Source organism: Paenibacillus sp. 1001270B_150601_E10 (assembly GCF_015558675.1).
Taxonomy (GTDB): domain Bacteria; phylum Bacillota; class Bacilli; order Paenibacillales; family Paenibacillaceae; genus Paenibacillus_B.
On record NZ_JADMOL010000016.1, the window covers coordinates 26897 to 40119 of the forward strand.

The window sequence follows — 13223 nt, forward strand, 5'->3', positions numbered from 1 at the left end:
GCTTATGAAAAGAGCAACTTCACCACGTTCACCGGGTAGACCGAAGCTGGAATCTCAGGAGCAGCCTCTGCAGGAGCTTATTTTGAAGAAAGCAGCCGCCATGTTTATGGAGCAGGGCTATGATGCCATATCCCTTCAGCAAATCGCGAAGGAGTGTAATATCACCAAGGCTTCTATTTATTATTATTTTCCGAATAAAGGAGAGCTGTTTACAGCCTCTCTTATTGGTATGCTGGAGAGCGCCCATTATCACACAGGGTTATTCTTAACTGCCGAAGGGCCGATTAAGCCCAAACTTATCCGTATCATTGAAGTAAAAATGAAGCAGTCGCACAATGACATGGAGACGATGCTCCGTGAAGCCCTCGCGCACCTCACAGAGGAGCAGCTCAACCGTATTCGTGAAGCCGAGCAGGCGATTCACGAATTGATCGCAAGCCATTTTGCAAAGGCCATGGAAGAGCAGCAAATTCGCAGAGGGGACCCTCACCTCATGGCCCATGCTTTTACCGCTTTGGCAATGCTCGGCAATCGAGAGCATGCCGCAGAGCTGTATCAATCGACAATGGAGATGGCAGAGGCCATTATCCAGCTGTTCTGGGAAGGCATCGCCCCGGTCGATTGAAAGGCTTAATAGAAAGCGAAATCACAATAAAGAGGCATCCAGAATGAAAAGATCTTCACGATCATTCATGTTCTGAATGCCTCTTTTTCATGCTTATGCCAGAGCTTCCTTTACTTCATCGGAAGTGCGGGCCCACCATTCTTCGTTATGCGTCATCAGAAGCTCTCGCAGAAGACCTTTCTCTTCCCCGCTCAAGCCTTCCAAGAGAATGCGGCGCTTCATCGCGGAATCCATGCGATTGACATGATCGGCAAGGATCTTCCATCCGCGCTTCGCTTCCTCATCCACCAGCATCTCACAAGCTGTCAAACCGCCATAGAAGGATCCTTCCTCGTTGCGGTCGACGGCAACCCATACGATCCAGCACTTGCGACCGTTTGGCACGTCTTCACGATTGGCAGAGAACTTAATGCCGCGCTCAAGCTTGCTCTTCGCGTGCATCGCTCCCATATCGATATAAGCTCGTCCTTGATCGATGATCACGGGGGACACATTATTCAGATCAATGCTTCCTGCACCGAAGCCCTTATGTTTACCGCTGCTCATCACATTGAAGGCAAGCTGCTTCTTTGGCTTTTTCTCTTGTTCCATTTCCTATACCCCTTCCTTACTTGCCTCTTCCAAGGTTCCTGTACCAAGGTTGTGGACTGGAATCAAAATCATTTTCATTTTAGCTAATAATCTGAAAAATGCCAACATATACATGCTGTAGATGCTTGTCAACGGGAGGTAAGAAACGGATGACTCGAAGCCATGCTTATCGTTCAATTGCTTATGTAATCACAGGAATCACCCTCGTATATCTGCTCATTCAATGGCTATGGCCCGCTGAGCCCTTGCCCTCCCTGGGTCCTGAAACAGCACAAGGTCAAGTTCGACAAGACGAGCCTGCCAAGCTCCCTCAGCAGATACAACCTACAACGGAAGCTCCACGCAGCGAGCGGATCACAGAGTATCATATTGATGTCAGATTGGACGAGGCCACAAGAAAGCTATATGGAACCCAGACCATAACCTGGAACCATCCAGGCAAGAAGACGGTGAACGAGCTTTATTTTCACCTGTATCCGAATGCCTTCGCCTCGCCGCATACCACCTTCATGAAGGAATCGGGAGGCAGGCTGCGGGAGGACAAGATGCCTGAGAACGGATATGGAAACATCAAGATTACGGAGCTTAAAACATCGGAGGGGCTGTCCCTGATGAATCGCCTTGATTATGTACAGCCCGATGACAGCAACAAAAAAGACCGCACTGTGGCCAAGCTTCGGCTCACGCAGCCCGTAAAGGCAGGAGAATCGATCACTTTAAAAATGAGCTTCGAGGTCGAGCTCCCCAAAGTATTCGCGCGCATGGGGATGACAGATGACGAATTTGTGATGGCTGGCCAATGGTTTCCGAAGCTTGCTGCCTACGAGAAAGCCGGCGTGCGCGGGCGAACCTCGGAAGGATGGAACGTGCATCAATACCATGGCAGCTCCGAGTTCTATTCGAACTTCGGCATCTTTAATGTAAGAATCCAAGTGCCTAGCCGCTATATGGTCGCCTCAACCGGCTTCCAAGCTAAGGCTCCAATTGACAAGGATGGCCTGCGCACCTATCAATTCTATGCGGACGACGTCCATGACTTTGCTTGGTCAGCTTCTCCTCACTTTGTATATGCCGAGGAACCCTTTTCAACTAAAAATGTGCCTGGGGTTCGTATCAAGCTGTATCTGGATCCAAAGCACGCAGAGCTCAAGGAACGCTACTTCTATGCTGCTAAGGCTGCGCTCACCAAGTTCAGTGAATGGTTCGGAGAATATCCTTACTCGACCCTGTCCATCGTGGTTCCGCCAATGAGCGGCAATGGCGCAGGAGGCATGGAGTATCCGACGCTCGTCACAGCGTTCGGAGCAGAGGATGAAAGTCCCGGCTATGACTTGGAGCGTACCGTCATTCACGAGATCGGCCATCAATACTTCTATGGCATGATTGCATCAAATGAATTTGAGGAAGCTTGGCTTGATGAAGGCTTCACCTCCTATGCAGAGGATAAATTGATGGAGTCCGAGTTCGGCGTAACACCTAGCCTTCCCCTTCAGGCAAGCTATATGACTGATCCTGCGCCGCTGAAGCAGTCTGCCTGGAAGTACAAGGGCCAGAATCATTATGCGGAAAATGTGTACTACCGCGCCAAGCTCGTGCTATTCGCAATTGAAAGACAGGTCGGCGAAAAGACGATGATGCGCATTTTAAAAACCTATACCCAGAAATATCGCTTCAAGCATCCGACGACAGCAGACTTTCAGCGTGTAGTAGAAAGCGTAACAAAACAGAAATGGACCGACTTTTTCAATCAATATGTATATGGCGATCAAATGGCTGACTTCGCCGTCGATCATGTTGAGATGAAGGAAGTCAAGGATAAAGCAGGCAATACCAGCTATGAAAGCACCGTCTACATTCATAAGTATGGAGCCGACTATCCTAGCGTTCCGATCGTGTTCCACTTCGAGGATGGCACCACAACAAGAAAGGTATGGCAGGTGGAAGGCGACCGCATTCAGTATCAGTTGAAGCATGCCTCACCACTGGAATGGGTCATGATAGATCCGCTCTACTCCATCGCAGTAGAGAACCGACATATTAACAACTATATGAAGGCAACTGTAGAGGAGCCTGTTAGAACGCGAGCGAATTGGACGGCAGTAAAGGCAATTGAAATCATCAGCAACATATTAGGGTGGTGAGGAATGATGAAGGGCTATATTCATGCCGGCTGGTCCTGGTGCAAAAGCCATATCTATATTTGGGTCATGCTGTTCTTGTATCAGCTGCTGTGGGGATTCTTCCTGTACCGATTTCTTGAATCCCTCATCGTTCCGCTGCTTCACCGCTATCCCAATCCTGCACCAACGGAGCTGAGCACCCAGCTATTTATGATGGAAAGTCAATTTCTGCTTACAAAAACCAATTATGTGACGCCTTACTTGTGGGCTATTGTCGGATTCATCGCCGTACGCATGCTGTTTACTCCACTTATCCAAGCAGGCACCTACTATGCGATGGCCCATCATCGCAACGATTCAGGACTTACCTTTTTTCGAGGGATCGCAGCATCGTGGAAGAAGATGTCTCTTATTTATATTCTTGAAACGCTTGTCCTATTAGCACCTGCATATTGGATTATTCCTTACTTGGCCACTAAGCTGTCCAGCAGTCTTGGATGGCAGGCACTGTTGACTGGCGTGCTGCCTGTTGTCATAGGATGGGTTATTGGCGGTTGGATCGTTCATCATTTGTTCTTATTTTGGCAGTTTGGCGTATCCTCAGACACGTCATTCATCCAATCACTGAAGCTAGGTTGCATCCGTGCCCTCCCTGTTCTCGGAATCTCTCTCATCTTTATGGGAGTCTCCCTTTTGAGCAGCATCCTGGTTACAGCGGCCGCCATGTTCTGGACAGGCATGACCGCGCTTATTCTACAGCAGGCTTTCCCGGCTCTACGCGCGCTGCTGAAGCTATGGAGCTTGTCCAGCCGCTATCACGCATGGGAAAATACACCGGAGTAATCGTTAACGTTTGTAACTTTTACCCCTGTTGGACCCGTGCTCAAAATCGAGTTTTTAGAACAAAAACAAACCAAATATTGGCGAAGAAAACGCTTGCTTGAACCTTTTTTGAAGGTTTGAGCAAGTTTTTTTCATTTTTTTGGTCGAAAGGGTTTGTCAAATTATTAATGCTCTGTTACAATAGGAACAGATTTATTACAACTTTGTCATGAAGTCAGCTTAGAACTAGCAAAATTGTAATGTGAACCGGACAAAATACTCGTAATGAACAGAACGCCGAATTCTCGGGGACAGCCGAGAAGCGGGGGAACCAATTAGTACTGGGTGAATTGATCTCGCCTCGCGCAGAGATCATAGGGAACCTTCAACCGAACCCTCCAGCTAACCTCGCAGGCACGGAAGGAGAACATTTAAGTTGAAGAAGATTATTACAGCGATGGTCGGCGTAGGACTTTTATTCTCTTTGGGAACAGGAAGCGCTTTCGCCGCAACGAAGATGAGCAATACGATTGATGGTTTGATGGGAATTTCCTATAAGTATGGCGGAACAACAACAAACGGCTTTGATTGTTCTGGATTTGTAGGCTATGTATTCGACAAATACAAGATCGATCTTCCACGTTCCTCTTCCTCGATGTACCAATCAGGTACGAAAGTAGCAAAAGATGATTTGCGTCCTGGAGATTTGGTATTCTTCAACACAAGCGGCAATGGAGTTTCTCATGTCGGCATTTATGTGGGCAATGGCGAATTCGCTCATGCTTCCACTAGCAAAGGTACACGTACCGACAAGCTTAGCATGAACTATTATGCAGAACGTTATGTTGGCGCTAAACGTATCTTGAGTGACAATCAATACAAAGACATTGCTGCAGAATAAGTCAACATTCGCAGTACATATCAAGCAATTTTGAAGTCAAGCCCGATTGGTTGAGCAGAACCGATCGGGTTTTTTAGTGTGCTCATGCGACTCCTATCTTGCCTGCACCGTTCGATCTCTCCACTCTCTATCGAGGTTCACTATCCGCTCTATGCTGCATCGTTCAGCGCCATATTATGTTTATACCCATTAAATGGAGAAATCAAACGCCTTTTTAGATTGATTACAAATAAGACGTTTTATTTTTCCCCTTCCCTTCATGTCACAGCCATCATTAAGAATACATGCGGAAGTTGTCATTTTGATGGCATCATAGGTTATTCAGTGCTCATAGCTCTTATTAAAGCTCAATCTCACCCATTTGATCCTGCTCTAAATGAACAAGCGGAACAGGAGAGTAAATAAACGTATCCCCGTCATTGTCCAACTTATATATGATACAAAACAAAGCGGAGCCTCGCACATTGCCGCTCGGTATAGAGAAAATCATAGCGGGACAGCGCAGCTTAGCATTTGGAACACTTGCAGAGAGATCTTTATAGGTCAAGTCAGCGAGATTGTCGATATCCCCAATATGCTGATGACAATCTCCAATTACTCGCCTGTAATACTCTTTATTCTGATTATACTTTCTAGTAAAACTCTGCTTGTACTCCTCAATATGAAGAAAGCAACATTCCCAATCCAGAGGCGGGATACATAAGACATAACGATAAAACTTCAATTCTCTCCTAACCTCCTCCATACGTATCATGATTATCGTTCTATTTGTGCCATAATATATCATCATTTTACACTCAGAAACTAACCACAGGCCATAATAAAAGGGACCGCCAACAATCGGCAATCCCTCCTATCAATGCATATATTGATGTGCTTTATTTACTCTGTTGCTGGCGCCATTCCTTCAGCTTCGCCTTTAACTGTTCCTCCGTCAGACCTTCTGTCGAAATGCCTTGTTTTTCCGCGAATCGCTTCAGACGCTCTAGTCGTCCTTCCTTCGATCCGACATGTTTCTCGTGGAACATTCCAATTTTTCCATTTGTTTTCTCGCTTAGTTCCTGACGAATCTGCTCGAGCGTCTTACCTTCTGTCGAAATGCCAAGCTTCGTGGCGATCAGCTTCACCTTCTTCTCATGAAGCGTGCGCATCTGACTCCGAAGCTCCTTCATCTCTGCATGAAGCTTCTGCATGTCCGGATCATTCTTCAGCGATTCAAGCTTCTTCTTTGTCGCTTCATCTTCTTCCCCTGATTTAGAAGCATCCGTCTTCGCTGCACTGGTATTACTCTGCTCTCCCGTTGAGGTTGCCCGCTGCTCCACAGCTGCCGTCGTACGTGCGGTATAGGCATCCTTGGCCATCGCTTGTGAGATCGAAGGCTCTGCAAGCAGCATAAATGCGAATGTCATCGCGAGCATCTTAGATGTTTTCCCTTGCATATATGGTCACCTCCCTTTATCGGGTTGATTCTATTATTGACAGCATTTCTGAAAATAAGCTGAAAAATGAGTTAATTCTCCTTCATCTTGTATAACATTGACAAACACTGTCGCTTCTTCAACTCTGCACTTTTCATCGTTTTTTATCCATTTTCGACCCTTCATTATCTTTCATTCTCTTTTCTGACAGCCCGCTCGAACAGCATCCTCTACAGCCGATTCTTGTCATTATTTGCTGTTATGTGTTCGTCCGAACAAGCGCGATCTATGTTACACTATGTTGAAAAGAATTGGCGATAAGGAGGCTCCCAATGAAGCTTGTATCTTGGAATGTGAATGGCATAAGAGCCTGTGTGAATAAAGGATTCTATGATTATGTAAAAGAGGTAGACGCCGATATATTCTGTATTCAGGAATCAAAGGTTCAAGCAGGACAGATCGACCTGACGATTGATGAATCGTATGAGCAGTACTGGAATTATGCGGAGAAAAAAGGCTACTCTGGGACGGCCGTGTTCACCAAAAAGAAGCCGTTATCGGTTCGTTATGGAATGGAGGAAGACTACGAGCCAGAAGGAAGAATCATTACGCTCGAATTTGATCATTTCTATTTGGTTACCGTGTATACTCCTAACGCGAAACGCGACCTGTCGAGACTCGATTATCGCTTGGAATGGGAGGATCGGTTCCGTCAGTATTTGCTGGAGCTCGATCAAGCAAAGCCTGTCATTGTATGCGGGGATCTAAATGTTGCCCATCAAGATATTGATTTGAAAAATCCAAAGTCTAATCACGGCAACTCCGGCTTTACGGAAGAGGAGCGCGGCAAGATGACGGAGCTTCAGGAAGCTGGTTTCATCGATTCATTCCGAGCATTATACCCAGATAAGACGGACTCCTATACCTGGTGGTCGTATATGGCGAAGGTACGCGAGCGCAACATCGGGTGGCGCATTGATTATTTCTTACTATCTTCCAGGTTAAAGGATCAAGTACGCGAAGCAAGCATAGACGCTCATATCATGGGCAGCGACCACTGTCCTGTATGTCTTGAAATAGATATGTAACGTTTATTGATATACATTTATACCGCTCGAAGGTCGTCCAGAAGGACGGCCTTTTTTATACATTACGATGAATAGATACTCGCTGCTGCTGAACCAGTTGGGCTGCATCAACAATTTTCAGCATGAGCATAATACCTGTTATGGCGAAAATAGGTTTCTCTAGACCCACTCCACTTTCGTTTGTTAGGCTATTGAACATAATCATAAAACAAGGTTGTGGTGCATCGTGAAAGGATCAAAAGTTGCTTTTCTATCGGTATTGAGCAACACTTTCGTCGTCTTGCTAAAGCTTGTTGTTGGGATCGTAACGGGATCGGTAGCCATTATCTCCGAAGCGATCCACTCCTCGCTGGACTTGGCCGCTTCAATTATTGCCTTCTTCTCTGTTCGATTATCCGGTCGGTCAGCTGATCGCAGTCATCCATATGGGCACGGCAAAATTGAAAATATCTCGGGGACGATCGAGACGCTGCTTATTTTTGTAGCAGGCATCTGGATTATCTATGAGTGTGTGCACAAGATCCTGCATCCGACTCCAATCGAGCTTCCTTACCTCGGTATTCTTGTAATGGTAACTGGCGCAGCCATCAATTATGTTGTATCCAAAAAAGTTGGCAAAGCTGCAAAGGAATTGAATTCTGTCGCAATGAAGTCCAATGCGCTCCATCTGCTTACGGACGTATACACCTCGTTAGGAGTTGGATTCAGCTTGTTGCTGGTTACGCTCACAGGGTGGACGATCTTGGACCCGATCATCGGGATCGTGCTCGCCATATATATCATGAAAGAGGCTTACACCTTGATGAAGGAATCTTTCCCTCCCCTTCTCGATGCTAGACTAACAGACGAGGAAGAGCAGCAAATTAAGGATTTGATTCAATCCTACAATCAGCATTATATTGAATATCACGACTTCCGCACACGCCGGTCGGGACCCGTGGAATACATCGACTTTCACCTTGTCGTCCCCTCCTCAGCAAGCATCGAGGCCGCTCACTTTATCTGTGATCAGATCGAGAAGGACATCAAAGCCATATTTAGCCGTGCCGAGGTCTTAATCCATGTTGAGCCCGAGCATGAACGATCGCTCCTTACGTAAGGGTAGCGAACAAGATCTGAAGCGGATTGATTAATTGTTGCTAATTGTTAAAAATTGATGTGATCGTAATCACACATTGTGGTTCATGCCAAAATTTATACTTAAATCCAGTAACGAACGAATTCGTGAACTGGGGGGAAGTACAATGTTAAGTGAAAATACGATCCAAATTATTAAATCAACGGTTCCTGTTCTGGAGCAGCACGGATTAACGATTACGAAATGCTTCTACAAAAAACTTTTTACGAATCATCCTGAATTATTGAATGTGTTCAACCATGCCAATCAGCAGCAGGAGCGCCAACAGATGGCCCTTGCACAAGCGGTGCTGGCTTCCGCCAAGCATATTGACCAGCTCGCTGCAATCGTTCCGGTTGTTAAGCAGATTGCGCATAAGCATCGCAGCCTTGGAGTCAAAAAAGAACATTATCCGATCGTCGGCAAGCATTTGCTTGAAGCGATTCAAGAGGTATTGGGGGATGCTGCCACGGATGACATTATCCAAGCATGGGCAGAAGCCTATGGTGTGATCGCAGATATCTTTATCTCGACTGAAACAGAGATGTATGATCAGGCCGCTCATCAAAGCGGCGGCTGGGAAGATTTCCGTGCCTTCGTCGTTGCTCGCAAGCAAGAAGAAAGTGATAAGATCACCTCGTTCTATCTAGAACCTCAAGATGGGGGCGCACTTGCAAGCTTCGAGCCTGGACAATACGTTAGTGTTAAAGTGGATATGCCGAATGAGGCCCATACCCATATTCGCCAGTACAGCTTGAGCGATTCGCCTCGCAAGGCATATTACCGCATTACGGTTAAGCGTGAGGATGCTGTCCAAGATCGCCCAGCAGGCAAGGTATCGGTGTACCTCCATGAGCAGGTGAAAGAAGGAGATGTGCTCTATCTGTCTGCGCCAGCAGGAGATTTCACCCTGCAAAGTGAAGACCAGCGTCCTCATGTATGGATCAGCGCTGGTGTAGGTGTAACACCGATGATCAGCATGCTGAAAGCACACAGCGAACAGGCAAATGGACAGCCTGCTATCTTCATCCATGCCGCAGAGCATGGCGCTGCCCATGCCTTCCAAGACGAAGTGGCTGCATGGAGCAAGGATGAGGCGCAAGCGAAGACCTATATTTGCTATTCTGAACCAACTGAAGAGGATAAGCATAAGCAGCTCTACCAGCATGAAGGTCGAATCGACGCAGAATGGCTGCAATCGATCCTGCCGACTACAGATGCGAAGTTCTACGTATGCGGCTCCGCTCCCTTTATGGAAACAGTCGTGAACACACTACGAAGCCTAGGTGCTCAAGAGAGCGATATTCACTCGGAGTACTTTGGGCCAAAGGGCAGCCTTAAGCTGTAAGGATGACAAGTCTTAGCATGGAAATCCTGATGAAGTATTGAAAAAACGAGAAACCATTGGGATTCGCAAAAAAAAGCGACAGCCTGGAACACATGTAGATGCGTTCTGGCTGTCGCTTTTGTGCGTTTCGTTCTCAAATAGCCATGTATCTGCCGCTAACTTTTCCATCCTGCAAGCAGTTTGTCTTTAAAGATAGGTCTGGACAACGTGCATGGGTCATCAGGGTGCTTTAGATGGTGAGTCTTTTCTGGAATGACTACCTCTGTCTGTTTCATGAGACAACGCACAATACTCGCTTATCATCTGCTGCTTCATCTGCTCAACAGGGAATCCCTTCGTATACATCGTCATCATCTGCATCGTGCCATGGAGGGCAGCCGAGAAGCTGAGTGATCTGAGTTTCGGTTCCTTCGCGCCAAGCCGCTCAAACATCTGACACTGCACCTCAAACTGTCTGCTCGACTCTTGATTCAACTGCTCGCTGTAGGCAGCAAGAACATGGTCATTTTCGGGTTGTGTTTGGAGATTCAAATAAAAGCGATATACTGCCGGGTTGCGATGAACATGATCGATCGCTCCATTCACAATATAACAGAGCTGATCCATAGGGTTGGCTAGCGATGCAGCTGTCTCCATAACCGCTCGCACTTCCTCAATTCTTAGCTGAACCATCACGGCAAGAAGCTCTTCTTTTCCCTTGTAATAGTTATACAGCAGTCCCTTGGAGATGTTAGCCTGCTTTGCTACATCATCAATGGAAGTCGCATGATAGCCCTTTTGAATAAAAAGGGTCATCGCCGCCGCATGAATTTTTTCTTTTGCAGCTTGTCGGATACGTTCATTCTCTTCTTTTGTACGCGGCACGTGGATTCAATCCTCCATAAATGCAATGATATGTCGGCAGAGTTCCTCAGGGTGAGTCAGCGTCGGCATATGATCGGCGCCCTCCATCTTCATGATCCGGACACTCGGCACGACCCGAAAGCAGTCCGCGATACGATGCAGATCTGACGCATCGTACTCGCCAACCAGAAAGCAAGTGTTGACTGCAAGCGTATGAAGCCGCTCAATGGCTGGCGGCTCGGGCCATACGGCTTCCGTTGTCGCCCATTCAGCTATCTTCGATATATTCTGCTTCCACATGTCAATCATGAACTCACGATGAGGGCTGGCCATCACCACACGGTACCCACAAGCCTTTTCTAAGGAGAGCTCCATCATCTTATTGATATCTGGAGCTGCAGCTTGTGTTTCCTGCATCCTTGCCGAGAATTCCTCGCTGTGAGTAAAGCCGGTTAAGCTAGGGGCGATAAGAATGAGATTCGCGACTCTCTCTGGATATTTCAGCGCAAATTCAGTCGCAATCTGTCCGCCTATTGAGTGACCTATGATGGTTGCTTGCTCTAGCTGATAATGCTCAAAGACCATGAGCAGATCCTTAACATAATCTGATGGTTCTGTAGGTGAAGGAGATTGTCCGCAGCCTCGCCCATCAAAAGCGATGACCTGGTAATGCTTAGCCAGAATCGGGGCAACAAATGTCCAGTCGCGCAAGTCAGCTCCTCCAGAGTGAATAAGTACAATCGGCTCACCTTTACCTGATACCTCGCTATATAAATCCATCGCCATCCCTCCAAAATGTGGAATACATGATAAATTTATTATTGAATGAACATTTAGTCAATATAAAATAATGAAATTTTTAATCGTACTGACCCCTCTTTAAAGGTCCATTGGACAAGAAAAAGACTGCAGGACGTTCTGAGAAACCATATATGAGGACGGGCATGCAAGGTAATGACAGACAAGTGAACCATTACCTAGGCCCTAGCATAACATGTATTCACTGCCTGTTATTTAGAAAGAAGGGACGTGACCCATATGGGGATTCAGTTAACCGCAATCCACTGGGTGTACCTCGTCTTTATCGTGTTCATTATGGCCCTGATGATACGAAGACGCGACACCACGATGGTCTGCGTCACGGGTATCTTCGCACTCGGCCTGCTCGCAACGGAGACGCTTAGCGGTTCGGTATCCGGTATCTTTCAATCCTTTATTTACGCGACAAAGGAGCTCATGAGCACCATCATGATCATCTCGATCATCGTCGCCATGAGTCGAGTCCTGATCCAAACCGGGATCAACGAGACCATGGTAGCGCCGCTGACGCGCTTTCTCCGAACGCCTGCTATGGCGTATTGGGGAATCGGGATCATCATGATGGTAACCGCTTTCTTTTTTTGGCCCTCGCCAGCGGTCGCCTTAATCGGAGCTGTCCTGCTGCCGGTTGCGCTTCGCGTCGGTTTACCTGCGTTAGGCGCAGCTATGGCGATGAATCTGTTTGGCCATGGAATTGCCCTATCCGGGGACTACATTATCCAAGGCGCTCCGAAGCTTACAGCCGATGCGGCCGGTATTCCGGTATTGAGTGTCATGAACGCCAGCATTCCGCTCGTCATCGTTATGGGGCTGGTCACCACCATCACCGCCTTCTGGATGATGCGAAGAGATATAAAGAACGGCAGCTTCCGAGATGGTCTAGTCACCGGCAAATCCCAAACGCTTACCGATCAGTCCGATAGTAGCAATGTGGTCATGCTCTCGCCTACTCTACGCATCTGGCTATCTGCTATCATCCTGCTTCTATTTGCTGTAGATGTGGTGGCGATGTTTCTCTTAAACCTTCAGGGGGGAGATGCGACTGCTCTAGTCGGAGGAACTGCCGTACTCATCCTCATTGGAGTTACAATCATTGCCCATCGTAATCACGGTCTTGAAAAAGTAACCTCTTACTTGATCGATGGATTTGTATTCGGCTTTAAAGTGTTTGGGCCTGTCATTCCGATCGCCGCCTTCTTCTATCTTGGCGATGCCGCCTTCACTGACTTGTTCGGCAAGGTGCTGCCTGCTGCCTCACACGGCATCGTCAACGACCTAGGTGTGGCACTCGCCGGAGTCGTTCTGCTTAACGGCGCCATAGGCTCCGTGACGCTTACAGTCATTGGCGCCATCACCGGCTTGGATGGCTCCGGATTCTCGGGCATTTCCCTGGCGGGCTCCATCGCGCAGCTGTTCGCCACAGCCATTGGCTCAGGAGCAGCGACACTCACCGCCCTCGGTCAGGGGTCCGCCATCTGGGTAGGCGGCGGCACCCTCGTTCCGTGGGCGCTCATTCCCGCTGCGGCCATCT

Annotated in this window: 13 protein-coding genes and 1 riboswitch; of the genes, 8 read left to right on the forward strand and 5 right to left on the reverse strand. The window is 47.6% G+C overall.

Features of this window, described 5'->3' with window-relative positions:
* The first annotated feature begins 4 nt into the window (after positions 1–4).
* On the forward strand, positions 5–625 hold the full coding sequence (locus I2H74_RS22085) for a TetR/AcrR family transcriptional regulator (RefSeq protein WP_195576411.1): 621 nt from the start codon (positions 5–7) through the stop codon (positions 623–625).
* Positions 626–718: 93 nt separating this feature from the next.
* On the opposite strand, the gene I2H74_RS22090 is transcribed toward I2H74_RS22085, so the two are convergent.
* Positions 719–1216, reverse strand: coding sequence for a YwhD family protein (locus tag I2H74_RS22090; protein WP_195576412.1), 498 nt, complete (start codon positions 1214–1216; stop codon positions 719–721).
* Between the two features lie 149 nt (positions 1217–1365).
* Here I2H74_RS22090 and I2H74_RS22095 point away from each other — a divergent pair, with 149 nt between their 5' ends.
* The 3 genes from I2H74_RS22095 (at position 1366) to I2H74_RS22105 (ending at position 5059) form a co-directional block, all read left to right on the forward strand.
* Complete coding sequence (locus I2H74_RS22095; protein WP_195576413.1) at positions 1366–3357, forward strand: M1 family metallopeptidase; 1992 nt, start codon at positions 1366–1368, stop codon at positions 3355–3357.
* Between the two features lie 3 nt (positions 3358–3360).
* A complete protein-coding gene (locus I2H74_RS22100; protein WP_229106942.1) occupies positions 3361–4179 on the forward strand; it encodes a carbamoyl transferase in 819 nt (272 codons plus the stop codon).
* A gap of 264 nt (positions 4180–4443) precedes the next feature.
* A riboswitch (cyclic di-AMP (ydaO/yuaA leader) is annotated at positions 4444–4589 on the forward strand.
* Positions 4590–4594: 5 nt separating this feature from the next.
* Positions 4595–5059 carry a C40 family peptidase gene (locus I2H74_RS22105; protein ID WP_229106943.1) on the forward strand — a complete coding sequence of 155 codons (465 nt, stop codon included), beginning with the start codon at positions 4595–4597 and terminating at the stop codon, positions 5057–5059.
* A gap of 340 nt (positions 5060–5399) precedes the next feature.
* On the opposite strand, the gene I2H74_RS22110 is transcribed toward I2H74_RS22105, so the two are convergent.
* Positions 5400–5783, reverse strand: coding sequence for a hypothetical protein (locus I2H74_RS22110; RefSeq protein WP_195576414.1), 384 nt, complete (start codon positions 5781–5783; stop codon positions 5400–5402).
* Between the two features lie 154 nt (positions 5784–5937).
* A complete protein-coding gene (locus I2H74_RS22115; protein WP_195576415.1) occupies positions 5938–6498 on the reverse strand; it encodes a serine protease in 561 nt (186 codons plus the stop codon).
* Positions 6499–6809: 311 nt separating this feature from the next.
* On the opposite strand from I2H74_RS22115, the gene I2H74_RS22120 reads away from it, so the two are divergent.
* The 3 genes from I2H74_RS22120 (at position 6810) to hmpA (ending at position 10030) form a co-directional block, all read left to right on the forward strand.
* Complete coding sequence (locus I2H74_RS22120) at positions 6810–7565, forward strand: exodeoxyribonuclease III (protein ID WP_195576416.1); 756 nt, start codon at positions 6810–6812, stop codon at positions 7563–7565.
* Between the two features lie 226 nt (positions 7566–7791).
* Positions 7792–8664, forward strand: a complete 873-nt coding sequence (locus I2H74_RS22125; RefSeq protein ID WP_195576417.1) for a cation diffusion facilitator family transporter — start codon at positions 7792–7794, stop codon at positions 8662–8664.
* An 85-nt stretch (positions 8665–8749) separates the two neighbouring features.
* Entirely contained in the window at positions 8750–10030 is a 1281-nt protein-coding gene (gene hmpA / locus I2H74_RS22130) for an NO-inducible flavohemoprotein (protein WP_420707477.1), read from the forward strand.
* A 219-nt stretch (positions 10031–10249) separates the two neighbouring features.
* On the opposite strand, the gene I2H74_RS22135 is transcribed toward hmpA, so the two are convergent.
* Both I2H74_RS22135 and I2H74_RS22140 read right to left on the reverse strand, forming a co-directional pair.
* Positions 10250–10894 (reverse strand): TetR/AcrR family transcriptional regulator, encoded by a 645-nt coding sequence (locus tag I2H74_RS22135; protein ID WP_195576419.1) that lies wholly within the window; start codon positions 10892–10894, stop codon positions 10250–10252.
* Between the two features lie 6 nt (positions 10895–10900).
* Positions 10901–11653 (reverse strand): alpha/beta fold hydrolase, encoded by a 753-nt coding sequence (locus I2H74_RS22140; RefSeq protein WP_195576420.1) that lies wholly within the window; start codon positions 11651–11653, stop codon positions 10901–10903.
* A 258-nt stretch (positions 11654–11911) separates the two neighbouring features.
* Here I2H74_RS22140 and I2H74_RS22145 point away from each other — a divergent pair.
* Positions 11912–13223 (forward strand): hypothetical protein (locus I2H74_RS22145; RefSeq protein ID WP_195576421.1); only part of this gene is annotated, 1312 nt, incomplete at its 3' end.

Coding starts and splice junctions, on each gene's coding strand:
- I2H74_RS22095 (WP_195576413.1), top strand. CDS start 1,366: ATGACTCGAAGCCATGCTTATCGTTCAATTGCTTATGTAATCACAGGA.
- I2H74_RS22085 (WP_195576411.1), top strand. CDS start 5: ATGAAAAGAGCAACTTCACCACGTTCACCGGGTAGACCGAAGCTGGAA.
- I2H74_RS22090 (WP_195576412.1), bottom strand. CDS start 1,216: ATGGAACAAGAGAAAAAGCCAAAGAAGCAGCTTGCCTTCAATGTGATG.
- I2H74_RS22100 (WP_229106942.1), top strand. CDS start 3,361: ATGATGAAGGGCTATATTCATGCCGGCTGGTCCTGGTGCAAAAGCCAT.
- I2H74_RS22120 (WP_195576416.1), top strand. CDS start 6,810: ATGAAGCTTGTATCTTGGAATGTGAATGGCATAAGAGCCTGTGTGAAT.
- I2H74_RS22115 (WP_195576415.1), bottom strand. CDS start 6,498: ATGCAAGGGAAAACATCTAAGATGCTCGCGATGACATTCGCATTTATG.
- hmpA (WP_420707477.1), top strand. CDS start 8,750: ATGCCAAAATTTATACTTAAATCCAGTAACGAACGAATTCGTGAACTG.
- I2H74_RS22140 (WP_195576420.1), bottom strand. CDS start 11,653: ATGGATTTATATAGCGAGGTATCAGGTAAAGGTGAGCCGATTGTACTT.